The following is a 24,335-nucleotide window of genomic DNA, read 5'->3' on the forward strand; positions in this document are numbered from 1 at the left end:
GTTTCGGGGCTTATGCTTTTTTATACTGAGATTGCTAACTTTATCCGTGATAAAAAACTTTAAAAATTTGTTCAAATTTTTCATGTGTTGTATCAAGGATCATACTTATTTCATCAATCGACATACCTAGGTTGTTTTGCCCTAAGTTACTCCAGTCTAAGTCTATTCGGCTATAAGTGTCTGCGACACGAATGATAGAGGCTAGCTTATGGTAAATACCTGTATTATCTGGATATGCGTGTAATCTTATAGAATCCGTAATTAGGTCTGGAAGGTTCCATAGTTTGGTCAGTGCCGCCCCCGTTTGAAAGTGGTCGAAGCCAATTAAGCTTTTTTCAATATCTATCTCAGTGAGGGCTGATTGTTGTCCCTCTTGTGCCTGAAACGCTAAAAAAGACTTTCTTGCTAGCTCAGGAATACGTAGAAGAAACACCAATTGACCAATGTTATGCACGAGTCCACAAAGAAAAGCGGAGTCAGAGAATTCATTACTCAAGTGCTTGTCCAGCTCTTGAGCGATAAGTGCGCAGCGTAAGCTTCGTGCCCAGAAATCATGCATATTTATCATGTCTCCTGGCAAATTAGAGAATTTATCTATAATCACAGTACTAAGAACGATACTACGTAGTTCTTTAATGCCAATCATAGTTATTGCTCTGCTAATTGAAGTGATTTGTGCAGGAAACCCATAAAATGCACTGTTCACTATCTTAAGCAGTTTTAGCGATAAGGCTGCATCTTGTTCAATAATAAAAGCTGCATCCGCTAATGACTTATTAGGGTCTTCAGATACTTTTTGTAGTTCAAAGTAAATGTTAGGAGGTGAGGCTAGTTGTACGTCACCTTGTAATAAGTCGGCAATGGTTAAGCCGCTATGTAGTAAAGTGCTAGGCATAGGTTATTAATCAATTAAGGGGCAGAAGACAACTTAGTATAAGGTGAATTTTTCTGTATGGATGAGGCAACTGTCATTTATTTTGTATAAATAGTGCTAATTATTTTGTTCATATTTACGTCTAATGGCCTCATCTCGGGCATCATCGATTTCACGCATAATACTTTTGACATTAGCTTTTTTATTGCTTGTTTGAAAAATTCCCGTCAACTTTGTATCAGGGCTTAGCTTGCCAGTTTGATAAATTTTCCAGATTTCTTTGGCATATTGAGTGTTTAATAGCTCTGGGGCAAATCGACCAAAATAGCTTGCTAGATTATTAACATCTCGTTCTAGCATTTTAGCGGCATTATTATTCGCAGCAGCATCAACAGCTTGAGGTAAATCAATAATAACGGGGCCGAGTTCATCAATTAATATATTGAATTCAGATAAATCACCGTGAACGAGCCCAGCACATAGCATTCTGACCACTTCGGTTATTAATAAGCCATGATATTCAAGTGCTTGTTCTTGATTCAAAACAAGATCATTCAGTCTAGGCGCGGCAGCTCCATGTCCATCGGTCACAAGCTCCATAAGTAATACGCCTTCGACAAAGTTATAAGGCTGCGGTACGCGTACGCCAGCTGCTGCAAGTCTATATAAAGCATCTACTTCGGCATTTTGCCAAACTTCTTCTTGTTGTTTACGCCCAAACTGGGATTTTTTTTGCATTGCACGTGCTTGTCGGCTATTGCGTACCTTGCGGCCTTCTTGATACAAAGCTTGCTTATGAAAACCGCGTTTATTGGCGGCTTTATATACTTTGGCGCAGCGAATTTCACCTTCAGAAAGCACCACATAAACAGCTGCTTCTTTGCCGCTTTTTAGTGGGTGAATGACTTCCTCAATAAAGCCATCGGCTATCAGTGACTCAAGACTTTTTGGGGGTTTCATTGCCATTTTTTATTACCTATCTTAAAAATTTGGAGGTAGAGCTTTTAGTTTACTCGCTTCAGTCAAGAAAAAACAAATCATAGAGAGTATAAAGAAATGACGTTTAGATATTTCTTTTCCATATCTAAATTATTTATCTTTATGGGGCATTCCCTAGCTCTTTTATCAAGAGTTTTCTTTTCTACAGGAGGTTTCTGTTAGAGCGTGCAGAGAAATGAGGATATATAGTATTGAGCTATATTACGACGCACGCGACATATATTTCCCCGTCGTCGTATTGATTTTTATAATTTCACCAGTTTCTAGATACTCAGGTACTTGAACTTCCAATCCTGTAGGTAAAATTGCAACTTTAGTTCTTGCGGTTGCTGAGGAGCCTTTAATACCAGGCGCTGTTTCTATGATTTCTAAATCAACAGAAGCTGGAAGTTCAATACCTAGAATATTATCCTCCATAATAAGAGCAGTAATCCCCTCTAAGCCTTCAGTAATATATTCTTTTTGGCCTTCAAGGTCATCATCATTTAAGTTGTACTGGCTGTAATCATTCATATTCATAAACACATAGCTTTCGCCATCATTGTAAGAATATTGCACCTTTACTTGAATACAGTCTGCTTCTTTTAGAAAATCGTCTCCCTTGTAGACTTCGTCTAATTTTTGGCCAGTTTTTAAATTGGTATAACGTACTTTGTAGGCTGTTCCTGCTCCACGTGAAGAAGGGCTACGGGCTTCAAGTTGTTTTATGGCATGAGGGACATCATTAATATCAATGATCATTCCGCGTTTTAAGTCTGTCGCTTTAGGCATGGTTATTCCTGGTTATGTAAAATGCCGATTTTGTCACCGGCATCTCATGTGGTATTTATTCAGCTGTTTTTTCTCTTATAAAAGCAACAATCTCATCTAATGAAATATCACGGTTTTCACTATCAGTACGCGCACGATATTCAACGCTATTATTATCTAAACCACGATCACCTAAAACAATTCGATGCGGAATACCGATCAGCTCCATATCAGAAAACATGAAACCTGCGCGTACTTTACGATCATCAAATAAGACATCAACCCCCGCCTCTAATAAATCCTGATACAGTTGATTAGCTGCAACACGTAAGCGTTCTGATTTGTGCATATTCATTGGACATAGAGCGACGGTAAAGGGCGCGAGTTTAGCAGGCCAAATAATGCCGTTATCGTCATGGCTTTGCTCTACTGCCGCAGCAACAATACGAGAAATTCCGATACCATAGCATCCCATCGTCATCACTTCGCTTTTACCGCCTTCGTTAATCACAGTCGCATTCATCGCAGAGCTGTATTTAGTACCTAATTGAAATATATGTCCGACTTCGATACCGCGCACTATATTTAGTACGCCTTTGCCATCTGGACTAGGGTCACCAGCAACAACCGAACGTAAGTCAGCAATTTCAGCAGGGGGAGCTAAATCCCTTTCCCAATTAACGCCGGTATAATGTTTACCTTCTTGATTTGCACCACATATAAAATCAGACAAAACCGTCACGCTACGATCAGCGATAGTACGAATACTTAGACCAATAGGGCCTATTGAGCCAGGCTTACATTGACAAGCAGCTGCCACTTCTTCATCACTAGCAAATGCTAATGGCGTTAGAATGCCGTCAATTTTTTCTACTTTGATGTCATTAAGTTCGTGGTCTCCTCTTAATAACAAGGCAACTAAACTACCTTCCTCTTCACCTTTAACTATCAGCGTTTTAAGGCATTGCTCAGCAGAAACATTTAAGAATTGAGTCAGCTCTTCGATACTATGTTGGTTTGGCGTGTCAATCAATGTTAAATCTTGTGTTGCTGCACTGCGTGAAGCTGTAGGCATCAGTGCTTCTGCTTTTTCAACATTGGCTGCGTAACTGCTTTCTGTAGAAACCGCAATGGCATCTTCACCACTCTCAGCCAGTACATGAAATTCATGTGAAACAGCACCGCCAATGGAGCCCGAATCAGCAATAACCGCACGAAAGTCTAAACCAAAGTTATTAAAAATAGCATGGTAGGCTGTGTGCATAATATCATAGGTTGCTTGTAGTGATTCTTGGCTTAAATGAAAAGAATAAGCATCTTTCATAAGAAATTCACGCGCACGCATAATCCCAAAGCGTGGGCGAATTTCATCACGAATTTTAGTTTGTATTTGAAAATAAGTGATGGGTAACTGTTTGTAACTTTTTAGTTCATTACGCGCTAAATCAGTGACAATTTCTTCAGCAGTAGGCCCTAAACAAAATTCTCTATTATGGCGATCTGTTAAGCGAGCTAATTCAGGACCATATTGTTCCCAGCGTCCCGTTTCTTGCCATAATTCAGCGGGTTGTAAAGATGGCATTAATACTTCCAGCGCCCCTGTTTTTTCTATTTCTTTGCGCGTAATCTGTTCAACTTTACGCAGTACGCGCAAACCTAAAGGCAACCAAGTATAAAGACCTGAGGCAAGCTTACGAATAAGCCCCGCACGAATCATAAGTTTATGGCTGGCAATTTCTGCATCGGCTGGCGTTTCTTTAACGGTATTAAGGGGGAATTGTGAGGTACGCATGTATATTTAAGAAAGTGAAATAAAAGAAAACAACTATTTTACCTAGCCTAATCCTATTTAGTCATGTTTTGTTGTATTTTTGTTTGCTGGCTGGGCTTTATAGGTGGGAGTTTATGCTTACCGACTAAAGTAGCAGCATTGCTAAGCAAAAATCTCTTCAAGAAAATTCTGCATACTTTTCCAAGCGCGTTTAGCGGCAACTTCATTATAAAGCATGCCTAAATCAGGAGCATTAGCTTGTGGGTTAGTGAAAGCATGTACGGTATGCCCATAACTGTGTAATTGCCAGTCAACGTTTAAATCGGTCATTTCTTGCATAAAAGCATTGCATTGTTCCGGTGAGGCCAAAGGATCATCATGCCCGTGTAAAGCTAATACTTTAGCAAGGACGGGTTTGTCTGTGGTATGAATAGGGGGATTTAATAAGCCATGAAAACTGACTACGCCTTGCAGGTTAGCGCCCATACGCGCTAGATCTAATACGCAGAGACCACCAAAACAAAAACCGAGTGCAGCAACTTTATCGTCATTAACCCAAGGTAATAATTTAACAGCATATAAAGCAGCATGAATACGTTGCTGTAATAGCTTACGATTATCCATAAAAGGCTGCATAAGCTGTGCATTTTCTTCCGGAGTAGTGCCTATTTTGCCCTGACCATACATGTCTAAGGCAAAAGCAACATAACCCAATTCAGCAAGTTCTTTTGCCTTTGCATCAACAAAAGCATCTCGCCCGCTCCAAGTATGGCTGATTAATACCGCGGGGCGCCTGTCTGAATTGCTATCGTCATATGCGAAAAAACCTTCTAATAAAGTATCGCCATCTAAATAGTTAATTGTATTAGATACTATTGCCATTTTAGTAGCCTATTGATTACCGAAATTATAAACAACCACTCTATTAACTAAAGGTTTTAGTTGGTCTTTGAGCATTTGTTTATGTTTTTTACTTTTCATATAATTTTTAAACGCTTTTGTATTTTCAAAAGTTACCGTTACCGCAACATCAAAAGTATCATCGACTTTTGGACGATTACTTGGGATAACTGCACTAACATGGCGTGATAAAACGCCCGGTAATGCTTCTAATGCACGACTTGCTTTAATAAATTGCTCACGCATTTGTAAATTTCCAGGTTCTTTTAACCAAACGACAATAACATGACTAACGCGTTGATCTGCTTGAGCATGTGCAATGTTAGCGCTAAAAAATGAACTGATAAATAATAAGCTAATGAATAATTTTTTCATTTATATTTCTCCTGATGCTCTTAAATAGGCTAAAAAGCCGGTTGAGGCTTCTTCGATTAAATCTAATACGTTTTCAAAACCATAAGCTCCCCCATAATAAGGATCGGGGACTTCGCGCGTTTTTAAGTGGGGCGCATAATCTAAAAATAACTTCAATTTATATTGGTGTTCTTCAGGACAGGCTTCGCGCATAATACTAAGGTTATCTTCATCCATGGCAAGTAAATGATCATAATATTCAAAATCACCCATAATCACTTTACGAGCACGTAGTTTACTTAAATCGATCCCTCGTTCTTTAGCTACTTTTTGTGAACGCAAGTCAGGGGCTTCGTTAGTATGGTAGGCATGGGTTCCTGCAGAGTCTATAGAAAATCTATCATGCAGTTGTTCATCTAATAATAACTTATTAAATACACCTTCTGCGCTGGGAGAGCGACAAATATTGCCCATACAAACAAATAGTACATTTATCTGTTTTTTGCTATTCATAACTATCTGATTCCTTTAGGTGTTTATATGTTGTTATTTATATTAGTATTGAGTTGTTTACATCTGGCTTGGACACAAATACTTAACATGAATCCTTATTCTAATGATTAAAAAATAAATTGAAAGCCTTAGTTATTGTGGGCATGATAAAGGTGATGGTCTTAATTATGGTTATATGGTCGCGTTCGTAAAGCGGAGCTTCAAAGGTCTAGATTTATTGCGGCATCCTACAGGGTAAATGACTGAGTACAGCAAGAGTTCACCCTGAAGATATTTAAAGTAATGATTACTTTAATGATGCTTATAAACGGCATTGTACATGTCTTAATTTGACACTTGAATTTGCTTATTCGTATCCCATGCAGAATAATAATGTAGTGGCTCACATAATTGATGAATAGCATCACTTTTCCAGTTACCTAATAACAAGCCATGCAAACGCAAACCCTGTTGTTTTTTTAATTTTTCTACCCGATTAAATAATAAGGTTTGCACGGGAAAGCGGCCATCAGAGATTAGTAAAATATCGGCATCTTGCCAGCCTTCCGTTTTTTGTTTCTCTAAAGCCATCAATAAAGGATGCACGACATCAGTACCACCATTAAAAGACTGTTGTAAAAATTTTAATAATTTTGTTAATCCACCTTGCGTTAAGTCCAGCTCATGCTCAAGGACTTGCTCTAATCCCCCAAAAGCATAGACAAAACAATGCCGCTGCTCATTAAAGGCAATGCGTAACCCTTCTAGAATAAGAGCTTTAGCAATCGTCTCTGGCATACCTTGCATAGAAGCTGAAGTATCTAGGCAAATAATAATGGGTCCATAGGCCTTACTGCTTCGATCCTCTTTGGGTGGTCCATTAATATCTAGCTCTTGCTCAACGAGCATGGGGTCAGGCATTAAGCCACAATGACAGTAGGTCAGTAATTTTCTTTCAGCACGCTTGGCATACCAGAGCATTTTTAATTTAGGGTGCCCGAGCATCGCAAGTTCACTTGGGAGTAGGCGGCTCAGGTCATCACTTAACACAATACCGCCAGTCTCCATTGCCGCTCTATCTGTCCAAGTCTCTTGTTCGACTGTCACTTCTCTGATGATAGGATTAAATACCTGTTCACTAAGCGAGTTTATTGCATCTTCACCAGCAACATGACGTAAACGCCCTAAAGTTGCCATCAGCTTTTGTAATTCGGGGAGTTCTTGCAGTAGCTTTCGGTAACGGATAATATCGCGCCAGCCTTGCGCAGATAATATCCCCTGGCTTAAGTCCCAGCCTTTGCCTAATAACTCACCAAATTCAGTATAAACAGTAGAAAGTTCATGCCAGCTATCGGCCAGTTCCTGCCAGTTTTTATCTAACTGTTCCGTGATGATAATATTTGCTTGTATGTCATCATCTGCTGTGGAAGCTGCGTTATGAGAAGAAGCTGGGCTTTGTTGGTTTACAAAAGGCGAGGTTAGTTCTGACTCACTATCGTTGGAAGTTATCGGCTTTGTAAGATTTATTCCTTGTGTAGCACTTTGGTTTATTTGAGTTGATGCGCTTTGGCTTTGCGGTTGCGCTGAAGGTTTGGGCTTATTATTGCTTGGTGGTATATGGTCGGCTAGACCTTCTTTATCTTTAAAAGATGAGTCTTTATTGTTGATTTTTTGCCGTTGCGCTAATTTATCAACAAAACCACCGGGCTTTAATGCGAAGTAATCTTCGGCACTGCTAATACCGCCTAAAATATCCTTTAATACGCTGTCTGTGAGTGTTTCCTGTTCTCGACAAAAGGGGGCAATATCTAAGGTTTCTAAACGCATTAAAATAGTACGTTTAATAAACCCCTCGGGCCAATCTAAGTCGCTTTCTTCTGGTAAAATTCCCTTTAACAAGCATTGCCGCCAGTGTAAGATCGCTTTAACTCTTGGCATAAGGTCGCCATGAGTATGGGTAACAATATCTGTATAAAGCGCATCAGGAATATCATCAAGAAGCGCAAATTTAGCCTCGATTTCCTGAAAAAACATTATAATCTAGGCAGTTGCTGATAGCTGTTCATAACGGCTTGCAAACGAGACAATAACGTTTCAGTTTGTGCTATCGCTTTATTTAAACTCGATGAGGCTAGCTTAGCAAAGTCATCTAATAGCCATAAATGTTGGCCGATAACTTGTTCAAGTGTCGCGTGCTGCTGGTGTAAATTTTGTTGTAATTGCACTATATCTTCAGCTAAGTTACCGGTTTCTTTTAGACGTCCTTCAATAAAGGCGATACTGTGCTTTTTTGCCATCATACAAGGTTCATTCGTGTATTCTTCTATATAGCAATTTTCTGGATCCGCGATATACTGATTGAAATGTACCCATTGGCCGTTAATATGAGTTTGCTGGTAACGATCATCAAAGAACTGGTGTTTTAATTCTTCTGGTGTATAGCCTAAACTATTATTACTTCGATCTTCTTGGTCCGGCGGCGCTAAGTAGAGAGGATCCCCGTCACGTGTTCGTTTGACTTGAGTTATTTTATCGGTACTGATTTCCCCTTGCCGATTAATAAAAAGTAGTCGGTTCTTATTATCAACTTGTTGAACTTTGCTATCTTGGTCTTGTTGCAAAACATGCTCCCAAGTCAGGGTTAGCTTATCCAGCGTCTTTAAATTGACCGTACCATTCATGCCAACTTGCGTGTGATACCAATCAATAATTAATTGCCGTTGCTCGGGAGTTTGCCATAAGCAATGCTGTAATAAATAACAATCCCAAATAGAAACAGAGGACTGAGCATTAGTGAAAGCAGCCACTTTTAATAGCTTGATCACTTTACGCCAGCGGCGGTCAGACACATAAATCTGCTTCTGTTGCATAAAATCTCGTAAATCCGCTAAAAAGGTTAACACCTCATCCGGGAGGTTTATTTTCTCTGCCTGCGTTTGAATATGTTTTAATTCTAGTTTAGTAAATAACTGATTATCCGCTAGCATTACGGGCTTATCTTGTAACTGTAATAGGCTAGAGAAATGTTGTGCTGAAACTGGCTCGACCTGATAACGGCACAGAAACCGGTCGTATAATGCAGCTAAACCTTCATCACTGGGTAACTCATTACTCGCAGCTATAACGGAAACGAGAGGCACTTTGACACGCGCATCTCCATTATCAAATTCACGCTCATTCAGTATCGTTAATAAGGCATTAAGAATAGCACTATTCGCTTTAAAAATTTCATCGATAAAAGCAATACTGGCAGCGGGTAGATAACGATCTGTTAAACGTAAATAACTATCATTTTCTAAGGCTTTAATGGATAAAGGCCCAAATAATTCTTCGGGAACAGAAAATTTAGTCAATAAACGTTCAAAGTACTCACCGTCTTTGAAGGCTAAATGTAGCTTTCTGGCAAGCACACTTTTAGCAGTACCGGGCTCACCGATCAATAATAAATGCTCGCCCGATAAAGCCGATAATAAAGCTAAACGAATAGGTTCTTCTCTTTCGATTAAGCCTGTATTAAGTTGTTCAAGAATAGTTTGAATGCGTTGTTTCATATGACTTAGGATAAACCTTGTTCTCATGCCCTTAGGCTATAACAGTATTTATTATGCGTAGGAATACTGTTTGTGAGGCTGAGGTTTTAGTTTGATTGCCCCACGGAGGCCGTGGGGCTAGAAGAGGGGGGGGGGGTTATTTCTTGCCAAAAATCCACTTAACATGCTCAAGCATATCATGCAGTGAGTTTTCTTTAATAGTTTGTATAAGTTCATCGACTTTAAAGGCGTGATGCCGCTCATAAACAACACCAACTTGTGGAGATTCGGCTAAACCTGTTTCACGAGCATGATCGACAAAGCCATCATTTTTCCAGAAAAAAGCGCCTGGCATCGTGGTTGGAATAACCAGTACAAAAAATAATGAACGCCCAAAAGCAGACATAATTATCATACTGACCGTTAATAAACTCGCTGCAATCAGCCCCAACATGCCAGATAAACCGGTTATTATAATGACACCAGCTAACACGATGCTAAAGGCCAATAAAGCATTACGTAATAGGTAAGATTTACCATATTGTGTTGTTTGACGGTAATAAGATACGGCACCTTCATTATCAATAGCGCTCATATCACGGGCGTGCACTATATGACCAATAGCCTCAATAGTAAGACCTAGGGTCATTAACATCGCCAATGATGGAATCAATTCAGATAATGCTGATAAAGGTAGCATCACTAAACTGACTATGGCAATGATTAATGCCCCTAAACTCAACATAGAACCGACAAAAGCAGTCCCCGTTTGTAAATGATCCCAAAAAGGACGGGCGGGAATACGGTAAAGTTTGTACATAAAGAATAAGCCAATCGGACCACTGATCACCGCTAAATAAGCAAAGATATCGGCGAAAAAACTCATAAAGGTATTATCAAAAAAAGCAAAAAAGACATAACCAAGCAGCCCCGTGTAAAACATGGAAACGCCTGCTATTTCACGACTAACAGGTGATAATCTCAAGTTATTAAAACCCCGATAAAAACGATGCGGTTTACCTAGGTGCATATTCAATTTATACAAGCCAATGGTGCTTAGAACAAAAATTGTCACAACCAGACTCATATGTAAGTTGTATTCTTGTAATAAGTCAAAACCTGCTAAGCCAAACAACGGCCCTAATATAAGCATTAAAAAAGCACCTACGGTCGCTTGAGTAAACAGGGTGAAAATGACGTGAGCACTTTCATGACTGGTTAACAGGTGGCGCAAATTCCAGTGTTTTTTCTGGCCCATTTTTTCGTCAACAACAGGCTTATATTTTCCTTCTTTATCATCTTTATGATATTTCAGTGGCATTGAATCAGGACGTGTCATTTCACGATGATTCTGCTTTTTTTGCTGAAAACGAATATTCGGGTGGGTAATATCGGTAGTCGGAAAACCAGGAATTTCTGTAATGGCCTGATCGCGTTTTTCAGGGATGTTTTCAATCACTCCAAAATCCAGTGCATTGCCTAAACAAGCTGCTACACATGAAGGTTTTAAACCAACTTCTAAGCGGTCAACACACATATTACATTTACTTACTTCACCTTTTACTGGATCAAGTTGTGGTGCGTTATAGGGACAAACCCAAGTACAATAACCACAACCAAAACAAATATCAGGGTCTTGCAAAACTGCACCGTATTCGGTGAATTTAGTATATGCACGTGTTGGACAACCTGTTAAACAAACCGGATCATCACAGTGATTACAGGCCATAGAGATATTCAGACGCTGGTAATCAGGGTAGGTTCCCCCTTCGACATAACCAACCGAACGAAAGGCGATATGTGCAGGGTTATCATTTTTCTCACTACAGGCTGCCTCACAGGCATGACAGCCTATACAGTTATCTGCATTAAGAAAAAAGCCATGCTGTTTATTGCGATTAGGGTTGTCGCCTATGCCATCATCACCATTGATATTGAGGCTTTTATTTCTGCGCTCATCCCCTTCTTGGGTTAGCTCAATATCTTTACCATAACGATTTTTTTCTTTGGTTTCTTTATCCCAAAGGTAGGCATATTCCGGTTCGTCACTTCTTACTTTTATCATAATATTTTTTTGACTGTTTTCGTTTCTCACGTGGAGAGACTGTAAAAGAAGGTAGGTTGGATGAGCTTATCTAGCATAGTGCAGATAACGTAATCCGATATTTTTATCGGTGCTGCCCCGCGTTGGATTACATTTTTTTATTGCGTAGCATTTAAAAAACTTACCTAACCTACGATGTAACACTTTGGTTTATCATTATTACTTAACTTAATGGTAGTGCTGCCAAGCATGAAAACCAGAAAGAAAAGATACAAAAACAGATAAAACTAAAAACTGCGTGATTCTTTGTTGATCTTGGCTGCCTCTTCCTGATTGATATGTTCAATACGTACAGCAGACTGTTTAAAGGCAGGTTGGCGCGAATGAGGGTCTAACAGCCCTAGTGTTAAACGATTCACACAGTCAAAAAAGTGGAATGGAATAAACACCATATTATTCGGTACTCGATGCGTTAGCATTACCATAACTACCGCATCACTACGCCGCGAAACGACGCGCACATAAGTCTGGTGTAAAATGCCCATTTCAGCTGCCACATCAGGATTCATTTCCATAAACGGAGTAGGGCTGTATTTGTTGTTATTGCCGATTTTTCCAGTACGGGTGCGGGTATGAAAATGCTCGACCAAACGGCCTGAATTTAGCCAGAAAGGGTATTGCTCATCCGGGACTTCATTATTATCAATAAATGGCAGAGGAATGAGTTTGGCCATACCATCTGCAAAACGAAAAGTACCCGATTCCGTATACAATCGCTTTCCGCCTTTCGGTGGCTCTTCACCATTTTTTGCTTGTGCTTCGGTGTAAGGCCATTGAATGCCTCGATTTTTCTCAATTAAATCGTGTGTCATACCCGATATATCGACTAAGCGACCTTTAGATAAATGACGCATTTCGTCAAAGACTTCAGCTGGCTTATCAGGGAAGTTCATTTTCTCTGATTGCTCAAATTGTTTGGCAATTTCATTAAAAATATGTAGATCCGTTTTGGTGTTTTCGTAAGGCTCTTTAACCTTTCGAACAATATTGACTCGCCTTTCAGTATTGGTAAAACAGCCTTCTTTTTCCGCCCAAATAGCAGCGGGTAAAAATATATGGGCATATTCGGTCGTTTCTACATCAAGATAAGAATCCTGAACGATGAGACATTCCAGTTTTTCCAATGTTTTGCGAATACGTGCGGTATTAGGCATCGAGGTCATCGGATTCGTACCAACTAACCACAAGCCTTTAATTTCACCGGTTTCAATGGCAGGAAAAATATCTGTTTGCGCCATACCGCGTTGCTTAGGGAAAAATTCAGGGTCAACATTCCAGAATTTACCGATCTCTTCACGATCAGCTTTATTCTCCAGCGCACGATAAGCAGGTAAACCCGAACAAGAAGACCATTCTCTTGTCCCCATGGCATTACATTGACCGGTAATGGATAAACTTGTGCCACCTTTTTTACCGATATTACCGGTCAGCAGGCTTAAGTTGTTTAAACCCACGACACCATCAGAGCCGTGGGTACTTTGATTAATACCCATAGTCCAGATATTCATTGCCGCACCTGCCTTAGCGTAAAGCCTAGCAACATGACGAATAGTATCTTCATCAATACCACAAATTTTTGCTGCACTGGTAGGATCGTATTTCTGAACTTCTTTTTCTAGCTGTTCGAAGCCATTAGTGTTTGCTTCTATGTATTCTCTATCTTCCAGTCCTTCTGCAAGAATTACATGCATTAAGGCATTTTGTAAAACCACATCAGTGCCTGGAGTAATTGCTAAATGCATATCTGCATTTTGTGCCAGCATAGTGACTCGGGGATCTACGACAATCAACGGAAAAGGGCGCTTTTCTTGTGCTTCCTTCATACGCCAGTAAATAATTGGGTGTTGCTCAGGCAAATTTGACCCCCAGGCAATTAAACATTCTGTGTGTTCAAAATCTTCATAACACCCAGGCGGACCATCAGACCCAAAGGAACGCTTATAACCCGATACCGCAGATGCCATACATAAGGTGGTATTACCATCATAGTTATTAGTACCAATAACACCTCGCGCTAACTTACCTAAAGTGTAAAAACCTTCGGTTAAAATCTGACCTGTGGAAACAATTGCAAAGGCATCACGCCCGTAAGTAGATTGAATGCGTTTTATTTCAGAGGCCATTTGAGCAGTTGCTTCATCCCAGTCAGAATTCTGCCAAGGTTCATGAAAATCACTGCGGATAAGTGGCGTTTTACCTCGTCCAGCAGACTCGAATAACTCATGTTCAAAAATACCTTTTAAACATAATTTACCTTGATTAACATCTGCGCCACCGACGCCGCGCGAAGAAACTGGAATGCCTTCTTTATTTGTACCGATTTCAATGGAGCAGCCAGTAGAACAGTAGCCACAAGTTGAATAAGTCCATTTTTCAATCTTTTTATCGGCAATAGTAATAGGATTTTTTTTGTTACGACCAAATAGCATAATTTTTCAACGATTTTTATATTTAAGTTAAGCAAATTGCTGGAGGATGTGCTGAGGCACGAAGTATATCGTCAGTTATCTATCGATAGTAAGAGGACTGAATGATGACTTCGCACTTGTTATTACGCTTTGAATATAAATAAAAATTCTGCGTCATAAGGTATAAGTTATTGCATTCCCATTCCTAAATAAAAATTAGCTTTGCGGAATAAAGATAGTTCCTTCAGCAACCATTACTGCTTCGCCACCAACACGTAAATTTAATGTATCTTCTCCTTTGTGATCCATTTCTAGGTTTAAAATACTACGGCGCATTTTGTCATCACCTCGCTGTACTGCAAATGTATAAGTTCCTTTTTGCATGTGCTCGAAAGAGCATAAATAGGCGGCTAACGCGGGTATTGCCGAACCTACTGGAGGATCTTCATGAGCACCAATATTTGGCCCAACTAGACGCGCAGCAAAATCTGAGTCTTGGTAGGGGGTTTTGGGGGAGACAATTAAAATTTCTTGTGCTGCTGTTTGTGGCGCGATAGATTGGCTCCACGCAGCAAAGTTAAACGTTGCATTACGTACTGTTTCATAATAATAAACAGGCACAATTAAATAAGGAACATCACAAGAAACAAGGCGTGCTGCATATTTTTTTGTATCTATATGCGCTTGATTTATCCCTAAGAAACTAGCAATTTCATTTTCGCTAGGTGCGTAATAATCCACAACAGGGGAGACTGTGCGTGCAAACTGAATAAAGTTTTGCTTATCTTCAGAGTGACTGATGCTAGCCTGAATTTCTCCGGTGTTTTGTTCGAAAACAACCGCTGTGTGTGCCTCACCAGCCGGAAGCTTACCGCAGGCTGCTAAAATATACCCAGCTGCAATAATTGTTTGACCTGCAAAATCTACTTCACCTCGGGGGGTGAATATTTTCATGGTGTAGTGATTCTCTACACCCTTTTTGTGGGTCAAGAAAACGGTTTCTGATAAGTTTAATTCACGGGCTACTAATCCCATTTGTGTGAGATTTAACCCTTCAGCATTAGGGAAAACTGCAATTTGCGCACCGCTAAAAACCTGATTAGTAAAAACATCGGCAATATAATAAGTATAATTCATTCTGTTATTCCTCTAGACTGACTGCTACGCGGTTATCTTTAATACGGGCTGCATAGACAGGTATACAGACGTTTTCATCTTCAAAACATTTGCCAGTTAGTAAACTGAAATGCTGTTTATAGAGAGGTGAAGAAACCATCGGTTCGCCTTTAATATCACCTAATAAGCCACGTGATAATACGTGAACTTTGCCAAAAGGATCATAATTACTTATTGCAAATACGGCATTGTCTTTTGGCATATAAAAAATTGCCACTTGTTTATCTTCAACCAAGGCGCAAACTCCCGAATCCGCTGGTAGGTCAGTGACTGCGCAAATATCCACCCATTTACTCATTATACCTCCTCCACTAAGGCAAAATGCTGCCGTTCATCTTCATTAGCAGGACGAATTTGTCCTCGCTCTTCAACAAAAATAATATTTTCATCTGTTTTATCACTATTAATAAAGTGACGAAAACGCTTTAACTTACTTTCATCTTCAATTGTTGTTTTCCATTCGCATTGATAGGTATCTACGACATGTTGCATTTGTTCTTCTAAATCAGCGCAAATATTCAACTTGTCATCAATTACAACTGATTTCAGGTAATCTAAGCCACCCTCCATATTTTCCATCCATACGGAAGTACGCTGTAAGCGGTCAGCCGTTCGTGTATAAAAGATTAATACACGATCAATATATTTAATTAATGTTTCTTTATCTAAATCTGTAGCAAATAAATCACCATGGCGAGGTTTCATACCACCATTACCACAAACATAGAGATTCCAGCCGCCTTCGGTCGCAATCACACCGATGTCTTTACTTTGTGCTTCAGCACACTCGCGCGTACAGCCCGATACAGCAAATTTAATTTTGTGCGGTGAGCGTAGCCCTTTATAACGATTTTCTAGTTCAACCGCTAACCCAACGCTGTCATCAACACCAAATCGACACCAAGTACTACCAACACAAGATTTAACGGTTCTTAAAGATTTTCCATAAGCATGACCTGACTCAAAACCCGCATCAATCAACTCTTTCCAGATAAGCGGTAATTGATCAACTCGAGCACCAAATAAATCGACTCGTTGTCCTCCAGTTACTTTGGTATACAGTTTATATTTTTTCGCTATTTTACCAATAGCGATCAAGCCATCAGGTGTCACTTCGCCGCCTGTCATCCGTGGTACGACTGAATAAGTCCCGTCTTTTTGCATATTGGCTAAAAAGGTATCATTGGTATCTTGCTGGCTGAGGTGTTCAGGCTGCAAAATATAATCATTCCAGTAGGAAGCTAATATAGAGCCAATGGCTTGGCGGCAAACTTCGCAACCTCGGCCTTTACCGTATTTTTCTAATAATTCATTAAATGATTTAATTTTATTAACCATAATCAGGTTATATAAATCCTGGCGCGTATAAGCGAAATGCTCACAGATATCCGTATTTACTTCAAAACCTGATTTTTCTAATTCACAATCGAGTACAGATTTTAATAATGCAGCACACCCGCCACAACCTGTAGCAGCTTTCGTGCTATCTTTTAATTCAGCCATGGTATGGCAGCCACTTTCTACTGCTGAACAAATCTGCCCTTTAGTAACATCAAAGCATGAACAAATTTGCGCAGACTCTGGTAGCGCATCAGGGCCTAAGCCAACAGATTCATCAGATCGAGCTGGTAAGATTAAGCTATCCGGGTGTTCAGGTAGTTCGATGCCATTAAGATAGTATTGCGATAAAGTGCCATAACCTGAGGCATCACCGACGAGTACTGCACCCAGTAATTTTTTCTTATCTGCACTCACAACTAGGCTCTTATAAATTTCATCTGCGCCATTTTGGTATTGATAAACAATGGCATTTTCTGTATTCGCATGCGCATCACCAATACTAGCAACATCAACACCATTTAGTTTTAACTTAGTGCTCATATCCGCACCTTTAAAGCTAGCTTCCTGCCCTGATAAATCAGCTATAACAGTACGCCCCATATTATAGCCTGGAGCCACTAAACCAAACGTTTCTCCTTTCCAGACAGCGCATTCACCAATCGCATAAATATCAGGGTCAGATGTTTTACATTGGTCATTAATAACAATTCCACCGCGCGAACCGACCTCAATGCCACTTTGACGTGCAATTTCATCGCGGGGGCGGATACCCGCAGAAAATAAAATAATATCTGTTTCTAAGTCCGTGCCGTCAGCAAACAACATTTTGTGTTTGCATTCTGATCCATCAATAATTTTTTGCGTGTTTTTACTGGTCAATACTGAAATATTTAATGCTTCAATTTTAGCGGCCAGCATTTGTGCACCACCCGCATCAAGTTGTGCAGACATTAAACGGGGTGAAAACTGAATAACATTAGTCTTAAGGTTTAAATCTTTAAGTGCTTTTGCTGCTTCCAGCCCTAATAAGCCACCACCTACGACTGCACCAACTTTTGCATTTTTAGCGGCTGCTGTTAGCGCTTCTAAATCTTCAATCGTTCTATATACAAAACAATTTTCACGGTCATGTCCTTGGACGGGGGGGACAAAAGCATAAGATCCTGTTGCTAAGATTAATTTGTCGTAACTGATAGTGATACCTTTTTCAGATGTCACAAACTTATTGGCCGTATCAATAGCGACAGCCTTATCATTCAAGTGAATTTTTATATTATTTTTTTCAAAAAAACCTTCTGTGACCATTGATAAGTCTTCGGCTGTTTTGCCTGAGAAAAATTCTGTTAGATGCACTCGATCATAAGCAGGTCGCTGCTCTTCACAGAAAGTAACAATTTCATAATTATCACTTATATCACTAGCAACAAGGCTTTCTAGGAAGTTATGTCCTACCATGCCGTTGCCAATGACGATTAATGTTTGTTTATTGCTCATGCCTTACCTCATGTGTGCCTTAAGTCTTGTTGCTGTTATGTAAGCACATATTGTGCCATATCATAATATATTGATTTTCTGTATCTATTTTGGACCTGAAAGAAGAAGGTGCACCGATATAGTGCGATTTGAGTGCTTAACTGGTGCATTATAAGTTATTTGCTTAAGGCGCCTCACTAAATCGATACTTGACCCATGATATTACCTCTTTAATTCAATAATATATATTAAATATCATTGGGTTATATTTTTGGCATATATAGTGCTTATAAAGATGTTATTAATCTTTAATTAGGAGGACGCATGAGCGCACAATCGTTAAACTTTTTTTCTTTTTCAGGAAAAATGAAAATCCTGCATACCACTTGGCTTGCATTTTTTATCTCCTTTGTTGTCTGGTTTAGCCATGCTCCTTTAATGCTGGTGATTGCTGATAGCTTAGGAATGAGTAAAGCTGAAATTAAGACTATTTTGATCTTAAATGTTGCGTTGACAATTCCTGCTAGAATTGTCATTGGTATTTTGGTAGATAAATTTGGTCCTAAACGTACCTTCTCTATATTATTGGCGTTAGGTAGTTTACCGACTTTTATGTTCGCTTTTGCTGATAGTTTTGAACAGCTTGCCTTAGCTCGATTTTTATCGGGCTTTGTTGGTGCTGGCTTTGTGATTGGTATTCGCATGGTCGGTGAATGGTTTCCTGCTAAACAAGTTGGTATTGCTGAAGGTATTTATGGTGGCTGGGGGAATTTTGGTTCTGCGGCAGCAGCAATGACATTACCCACTTTAGCGCTGATGTTTGGTGGACCTGAAGGCTGGCGTTATGCGATTTCGATAACGGGTATTATTGCATTAATTTATTCAGTGATATATTTCTTTAGTGTCACTGATACGCCTAAAGGCTCAACCTATTTTAAACCGAAAAAAGCAGGGGCAATGGAAGTCACAAGCATTTGGGATTTATTCTTTTATATCCTAATGACAATTCCTTTATACGCAACGCTAACCCTATTAACCTGGAAGTTATCACCTGCTGGCGTAAGCTTATTATCAGGCTTTTCAGCTTTATTAATTTATGTCGGTATCTGGGTATTATTCTTTTATAACGTATACAAAATCGTACATGTTAATGAAGAGCATTTAATGCAGCCGATTGATGAAATCCATAAGTATAAATTTAAACAGGTAGCTATATTGGATTTAGCTTATCTGATTACTTTTGGTTCTGAATTAGCGGTCGTTTCGATGTTGCCGATGTTTTTCTATGATACCTTTCATGATTCGCAAGGTATAACTATGATACAGGCAGGGCTTTCCGCATCAGGCTTTGCTTTTATGAACTTAATCGCCCGTCCTACAGGGGGTTGGATTAGTGATACATTTGGTCGTAAATTATCTTTATCTATTTTCATTATTGGCTTATCAGTCGGTTATTATTGTTTATCACTTATCACGCCTGACTGGCCAATTGTTGGTGTTATTATCTTAACTATGGCATGCTCATTTTTTGTGCAATCAGGCGAGGGGGCTGTATTTGCGATGGTACCTTTAATTAAGCGTCGCATGACTGGACAAATTGCGGGTATGGTCGGTGCTTATGGTAATGTCGGGGCAGTTATATTTTTAACTGTATTATCGTTTGTGGATCCTTCCGTATTTTTTACTGTTATTGCTGGTGGTGCTTTGATTGTTTTGGTTGCTGTACAGTTTATTGAAGAACCTAAAGGGCATATGGTTGAAGTTCAAGAGGATGGAACAGTGGAAATGATTGAATTGGATTGAATTTAATTAATATTTTTAAAATTTCTACTTAACTTTCTCAGTACAGAAAGGCTAATAGTAATAATTAGCTAACTGGGTGAAAACTTATAAGTAATTGGGGTAAATCATGACAACATCAACTCTCAAAATATCCATCGGTTCCAGCAGTGACAAAGGTATTAAGGAGAGAAATGAAGATTTCCTAGGTGCTTTAATTCCGGAAGGAGCGCAATTAACACACAAAGGCATTGCTATCGCAATTGCGGATGGTATGAGTGGCAGTGATGCTGGGCATGAGGCGAGTCATTGTTGCGTCGCTAGTTTTTTAAGTGATTATTACAGTACGCCTGACTCTTGGTCTGTTAAGCAAGCTGGGCAAAAAATCTTATCTGCAACTAATTCTTGGCTTTATAGTCAGGGGCAGCAGCGCTATGAATCAGCTAAAGGTATGGTGAGTACCTTAAGTATTGCAGTACTTAAATCAACTACTGCTCATTTATTTCATATTGGTGACTCACGTATATATCGTTTACGTGAGGGTAATTTAGAGCAATTAACTCGTGATCACCGTGTTTGGGTTTCAGATGAAAAAAATTATTTGAACCGCGCTATGGGGATAGAGCCTAGGTTAGAAGTTGACTATAAGGCCATTCCTTTAGAAAAAGGCGATATGTTTTTTATGAGCACTGATGGTGTGCATGATTTTATTGCCGAAAAAACACTGAAAATATTATTACAGTCAAATGATAGCTTGGAGTCTATCGCTCAGAAAATTGTACAACAAGCGAGTGATAATAACAGTGATGATAACCTTAGTTGTCAGCTTTTTAGAATTGATAATATTCCACTAGCGAAAGAAGATGAGGTATTACGTCAATATGATAACCTACCTTTTCCGCCGCCATTAGAAGTTGGTATGGTATTAGATGGTTATAAGATTGAGGCTGAATTACATGCGAGCACGCGTACACAAATTTATCGTGCATTTGATACCAAAACCAAGACTAAGGTGATTTTAAAAACCCCTTCTGTTTTATATGAAGATGATACTCACTATATTGAGCATTTCTTGCATGAAGAATGGGCAGGAAAGCGAATTAAAGATAAAAATGTACTTCAGGTATTTGGCTCGGATCGAGCAAAAAGTTGTATCTACTATGCGACTGAATTTATTGAGGGTGAAACCTTAAGAGAATGGATGGATAGCCACCCCAAGCCCTATATACGAGAAGTCAGGCTTATTATTGAACAGATTGCCAAAGGCCTGCGTGCTTTTCATCGAATGGAAATGCTACACCAGGATTTAAAACCTGAAAATATTATGATTGATAAGTCTGGTACGGTAAAAATTATTGATTTTGGGTCAGTAAAAATTGCTGGTATTTCTGAAATAACCCCTTTGGATCAGCAGGAAGATAATGTCTTAGGGACGCTTAATTACACGGCTCCTGAATATCACTTAGGGCAGCGTGGTACCGTTAAATCAGATTTATTTTCTTTGGGTGTGATTACTTATGAAATGATTAATCGTGCTTTGCCTTTCGGGGGGGATATACCAGAGAAGCCCAATAAAATTAACCTATCTAAGTTAGTGTACGTGCCAAGTTTTCAAAAAAATGCCATGGTGCCAGCATGGATTGATGGTGCGCTAAAAAAAGCTACATCAATTTCTCCGCAAGGCCGCTATGATGAGTTGTCTGAATTTTTATATGACTTGAATAACCCCAATGCTAGTTTTTTAAGTGAAGCAGACAATATACCCTTGATGGAACGTAACCCACTAGTATTTTGGAAGGGTTTAAGTGGGGTGTTGATGTTAGTAAATGCAGTACTGCTATATTATCTTTTCGCGCGTTGAGTGAGTGCTGTAGTGGCGTTTATCTTCATCTTGACATGTTTTGCCTGCAATATAGGAAGCAGGTAACTGTCGTTATGAGAAAGTTGTTTATTGGGTGGTAAAAAGGCCCCTTTTTCTTAAAGGGGATGAAGCAGTTGTAACAGATTTATTTTGGGGGGATTCAATAATACTCCAGAGTACTACTGGTGTTCAATCTTGGTGTTTAATGTTGATTGTGTAGCGAAGCATTTTTTTGCTGTATGAGTTAGAAAATCTATCGCTTGATGTATCAAGTATTTTAATACCTTGATGTTGATTTTATTTATTGGGCAATGGAAAATGGTCAAGTCATCGTCTATAAATAAAGGGAAAACATTGATTAGGATTTATTTTTTAGTTATTGTAATTGCTGCTTTTTTCTGGTTTAGAGTAGGCTTAAAAAAAGAGTCTCATGAGCGTAAGCGGTATATGCAGAAAAGCGCCTTGCTAGGCTTGTTATTATGCTTCATCATTTTGGCGCTTAATGGGCGCTTGAGTTGGATTTTGGCGGTGTTAAGTGTTTCCATTGCATTTGTACTGCGTTTTATACCAGTGATTTTGCGCTATGCGCCTCAATTGCAGCGTTTGTGGGCTTTGTGGCGTAATAAGCAAAAGGAAACAGGAAGGCCTGTTAATCAAGGCGAAATAACGGTTAAGGAAGCTTATAAAATCCTGGGTATTGATGCAACAGCAACAAGGCAAGAGATTATTGATGCGCACCGGAAACTAATTTTAAAAAATCATCCTGACCGTGGTGGGTCTAGCTACCTTGCTGCGCAAATTAATCAAGCGAAAGATGTTTTGTTAAAGAAATAGACAGGCGATGTTGCTTTGTAATGTTCTTTTTAGAGGTAAGGTGCTTGGCTGGCAATCCTTTGCGTGTTCTTTAAATCGGTGGTTTCTTTTGCTTTTTTTAAGTTTTCTTGTGAGTGGTTGTGCGGGATTTCAATCTCAAGCGCCTATTCAGCCGAAAAAACGTGATTTGACGAGTAGTTCATATTATAAGGTAAAAAAAGGTGATACTTTATATTCCGTTGGTTTTAGGTCGGGGCATGGCTATAAGCGACTTGCGGTATGGAATAATATTTATTCGCCATATAAACTTTATATTGGGCAGAAATTAAAGTTATTTAAGTCTATGCCGACTAAAGAGGTATTGAAAAAAAAAATAAAGAAAAAAAATACTAGTATTTCAACGGGTAATAAAAAGGTGTTAAAGTTACACTGGCAGTGGCCAGTGACCGGAAAAATAGTACGAAATTTTTATTCTACAGGAAGTAAGGGGATTGATATTTCTGGGCGTGTTGGGCAGAAAATTAAGGCGGCTGAGTCAGGGGTTGTAGCCTATAGCGGTAGTGGTTTACTTGGGTATGGGAAACTTCTTATTATAAAGCACAATTATTTATATTTGAGTGCTTATGCGCATAATCGCCGCTTGTTAGTCAAAGAAGGACAAAAAATTAAAAAGGGACAATTGATAGCTGAAATGGGGGTGGGCGTGAATGGTAAGCCCGCATTACACTTTGAAATTAGGAAGAACGGAAAGCCCGTTAATCCCGTGATATATTTATCAAAATAAACTTTATTGTAAGTGCTTAAACTTTCTAGGGTTTGGTGCTTTATTTCTGTGAATGACAAGAAGTAGGAGTTAATAGTGAAGGAAGACTTAATGAGTACTGAAGAAAATAAGACGTTTATTGCTGAGCTGAAGTTTCCCAGAAATTCATCAAGCCACCATGCGTAATAGCGTGGCGACGAGAGAATTAACTGGGGAGTTGCTAGGTTTGGGGCAAAGCCTACTAAAATCCGGATCCAATCCCGCTTCCGCAATCATACGCCGAACATCTGAGAAGGCAAAACTTGTCCTTCCTTTCACTTTATGTCTGCGTTCAAATCAACATGCCGATCGCTCAATTTAGCAACTAAACCAGCAATACTTTTGAGGTCACTCACCTCAACACTCTCAATTACTTCCACACCCAGAGCATCCAGCGCCGGAGAACTCTGTCGACAAGCAGCAATAACATCAAAATCTCGTTGTTTTAATTGAGCACATAATTCAAGCCCTATACCACGGTTACTGCCTGTTACTAGCGCTATTTTTGACATATTCTGCTCCTGTATTTTTAATTTTATTTCTTTAAGATAGCAATATACCTGAATTCAAATTATAAATGCATAACCCAATAAGTTTTTAGTACCACATAGTTTCAATCCCACTCTTAAAACATCAAAAACTTCATTTCGCATAAGAAATCTTAAGAAAGTCAGTCAACATACATTAACAAGCCAAGTCAGATTTATTCTAGTTATGGGATGTTTAGACCGGGTAAGGCTGAAAAAAACAATAGAACAAAATCCTTCATACCGGCATGGATAGTACTAAAAACCATCACTTATCCCCCCCTCTATTCACTCTGGTTGAGATAAAATATAGAAAAACAAGCTATACTCCTGCTTGAAAGTCCCCTGCCCCAAGCTAGTAGTATCAGTTTTTGAGGAGTA

The 24,335-nt window shown here is 39.3% G+C and carries 19 protein-coding genes; 4 read left to right on the forward strand and 15 right to left on the reverse strand.

What is annotated here, in order from left to right; translation table 11 throughout:
* Positions 1 to 40: 40 nt before the first annotated feature.
* The 14 genes from BQ7314_RS05260 to nirB form a co-directional block, all read right to left on the reverse strand.
* Positions 41 to 895 (reverse strand): HDOD domain-containing protein, encoded by an 855-nt coding sequence (locus BQ7314_RS05260; RefSeq protein ID WP_174482660.1) that lies wholly within the window; start codon positions 893 to 895, stop codon positions 41 to 43.
* A 96-nt stretch (positions 896 to 991) separates the two neighbouring features.
* Complete coding sequence (locus tag BQ7314_RS05265; protein WP_174482697.1) at positions 992 to 1,834, reverse strand: PA4780 family RIO1-like protein kinase; 843 nt, start codon at positions 1,832 to 1,834, stop codon at positions 992 to 994.
* A 240-nt stretch (positions 1,835 to 2,074) separates the two neighbouring features.
* Positions 2,075 to 2,644, reverse strand: a complete 570-nt coding sequence (efpL, locus tag BQ7314_RS05270) for an elongation factor P-like protein EfpL (RefSeq protein WP_174482661.1) — start codon at positions 2,642 to 2,644, stop codon at positions 2,075 to 2,077.
* A gap of 55 nt (positions 2,645 to 2,699) precedes the next feature.
* Positions 2,700 to 4,415 (reverse strand): proline--tRNA ligase, encoded by a 1,716-nt coding sequence (locus tag BQ7314_RS05275; RefSeq protein ID WP_174482662.1) that lies wholly within the window; start codon positions 4,413 to 4,415, stop codon positions 2,700 to 2,702.
* A gap of 141 nt (positions 4,416 to 4,556) precedes the next feature.
* Positions 4,557 to 5,276 carry a dienelactone hydrolase family protein gene (locus tag BQ7314_RS05280; RefSeq protein WP_174482663.1) on the reverse strand — a complete coding sequence of 240 codons (720 nt, stop codon included), beginning with the start codon at positions 5,274 to 5,276 and terminating at the stop codon, positions 4,557 to 4,559.
* A gap of 9 nt (positions 5,277 to 5,285) precedes the next feature.
* A complete protein-coding gene (locus BQ7314_RS05285) occupies positions 5,286 to 5,669 on the reverse strand; it encodes a Dabb family protein (protein WP_174482664.1) in 384 nt (127 codons plus the stop codon).
* Positions 5,670 to 6,161, reverse strand: coding sequence for a low molecular weight protein-tyrosine-phosphatase (locus tag BQ7314_RS05290; RefSeq protein WP_245394919.1), 492 nt, complete (start codon positions 6,159 to 6,161; stop codon positions 5,670 to 5,672).
* A gap of 324 nt (positions 6,162 to 6,485) precedes the next feature.
* Positions 6,486 to 8,174 carry a VWA domain-containing protein gene (locus BQ7314_RS05295; protein WP_174482665.1) on the reverse strand — a complete coding sequence of 563 codons (1,689 nt, stop codon included), beginning with the start codon at positions 8,172 to 8,174 and terminating at the stop codon, positions 6,486 to 6,488.
* Positions 8,174 to 9,691 (reverse strand): AAA family ATPase, encoded by a 1,518-nt coding sequence (locus tag BQ7314_RS05300; RefSeq protein WP_174482666.1) that lies wholly within the window; start codon positions 9,689 to 9,691, stop codon positions 8,174 to 8,176. The genes BQ7314_RS05295 and BQ7314_RS05300 overlap by 1 nt, the downstream gene beginning before the upstream one ends.
* A 136-nt stretch (positions 9,692 to 9,827) precedes the next feature.
* Positions 9,828 to 11,735 (reverse strand): DmsC/YnfH family molybdoenzyme membrane anchor subunit, encoded by a 1,908-nt coding sequence (locus BQ7314_RS05305; protein WP_174482667.1) that lies wholly within the window; start codon positions 11,733 to 11,735, stop codon positions 9,828 to 9,830.
* A 266-nt stretch (positions 11,736 to 12,001) separates the two neighbouring features.
* Entirely contained in the window at positions 12,002 to 14,203 is a 2,202-nt protein-coding gene (locus BQ7314_RS05310) for a molybdopterin oxidoreductase family protein (protein WP_174482668.1), read from the reverse strand.
* A gap of 195 nt (positions 14,204 to 14,398) precedes the next feature.
* Positions 14,399 to 15,319 (reverse strand): PhzF family phenazine biosynthesis protein, encoded by a 921-nt coding sequence (locus BQ7314_RS05315; RefSeq protein ID WP_174482669.1) that lies wholly within the window; start codon positions 15,317 to 15,319, stop codon positions 14,399 to 14,401.
* 4 nt (positions 15,320 to 15,323) lie between these two features.
* Positions 15,324 to 15,656 carry a nitrite reductase small subunit NirD gene (gene nirD / locus BQ7314_RS05320; RefSeq protein WP_174482670.1) on the reverse strand — a complete coding sequence of 111 codons (333 nt, stop codon included), beginning with the start codon at positions 15,654 to 15,656 and terminating at the stop codon, positions 15,324 to 15,326.
* A complete protein-coding gene (gene nirB, locus BQ7314_RS05325; RefSeq protein WP_174482671.1) occupies positions 15,656 to 18,193 on the reverse strand; it encodes a nitrite reductase large subunit NirB in 2,538 nt (845 codons plus the stop codon). The genes nirD and nirB overlap by 1 nt, the downstream gene beginning before the upstream one ends.
* A gap of 303 nt (positions 18,194 to 18,496) precedes the next feature.
* Here nirB and BQ7314_RS05330 point away from each other — a divergent pair, with 303 nt between their 5' ends.
* The 4 genes from BQ7314_RS05330 to BQ7314_RS05345 all read left to right on the forward strand — a co-directional run bounded on the left by BQ7314_RS05330 (position 18,497) and on the right by BQ7314_RS05345 (position 23,409).
* The gene (locus BQ7314_RS05330) at positions 18,497 to 19,975 is read left to right on the forward strand and encodes a NarK family nitrate/nitrite MFS transporter (protein ID WP_174482672.1); all 1,479 of its coding nucleotides are present in this window, start codon (positions 18,497 to 18,499) and stop codon (positions 19,973 to 19,975) included.
* Positions 19,976 to 20,081: 106 nt separating this feature from the next.
* Entirely contained in the window at positions 20,082 to 21,812 is a 1,731-nt protein-coding gene (locus BQ7314_RS05335) for a bifunctional protein-serine/threonine kinase/phosphatase (protein WP_174482673.1), read from the forward strand.
* A gap of 354 nt (positions 21,813 to 22,166) precedes the next feature.
* Positions 22,167 to 22,646, forward strand: a complete 480-nt coding sequence (locus BQ7314_RS05340; protein ID WP_174482674.1) for a DnaJ domain-containing protein — start codon at positions 22,167 to 22,169, stop codon at positions 22,644 to 22,646.
* Between the two features lie 7 nt (positions 22,647 to 22,653).
* Entirely contained in the window at positions 22,654 to 23,409 is a 756-nt protein-coding gene (locus BQ7314_RS05345; protein WP_174482675.1) for a peptidoglycan DD-metalloendopeptidase family protein, read from the forward strand.
* A 293-nt stretch (positions 23,410 to 23,702) separates the two neighbouring features.
* Here BQ7314_RS05345 and BQ7314_RS05350 read toward each other — a convergent pair whose 3' ends face one another.
* The gene (locus BQ7314_RS05350; RefSeq protein ID WP_174482676.1) at positions 23,703 to 23,939 is read right to left on the reverse strand and encodes an SDR family NAD(P)-dependent oxidoreductase; all 237 of its coding nucleotides are present in this window, start codon (positions 23,937 to 23,939) and stop codon (positions 23,703 to 23,705) included.
* Positions 23,940 to 24,335 lie beyond the last annotated feature (396 nt).

The sequence above is a fragment of the methanotrophic endosymbiont of Bathymodiolus puteoserpentis (Logatchev) genome, from assembly GCF_900128525.1.
GTDB lineage: Bacteria > Pseudomonadota > Gammaproteobacteria > Methylococcales > Methylomonadaceae > Methyloprofundus.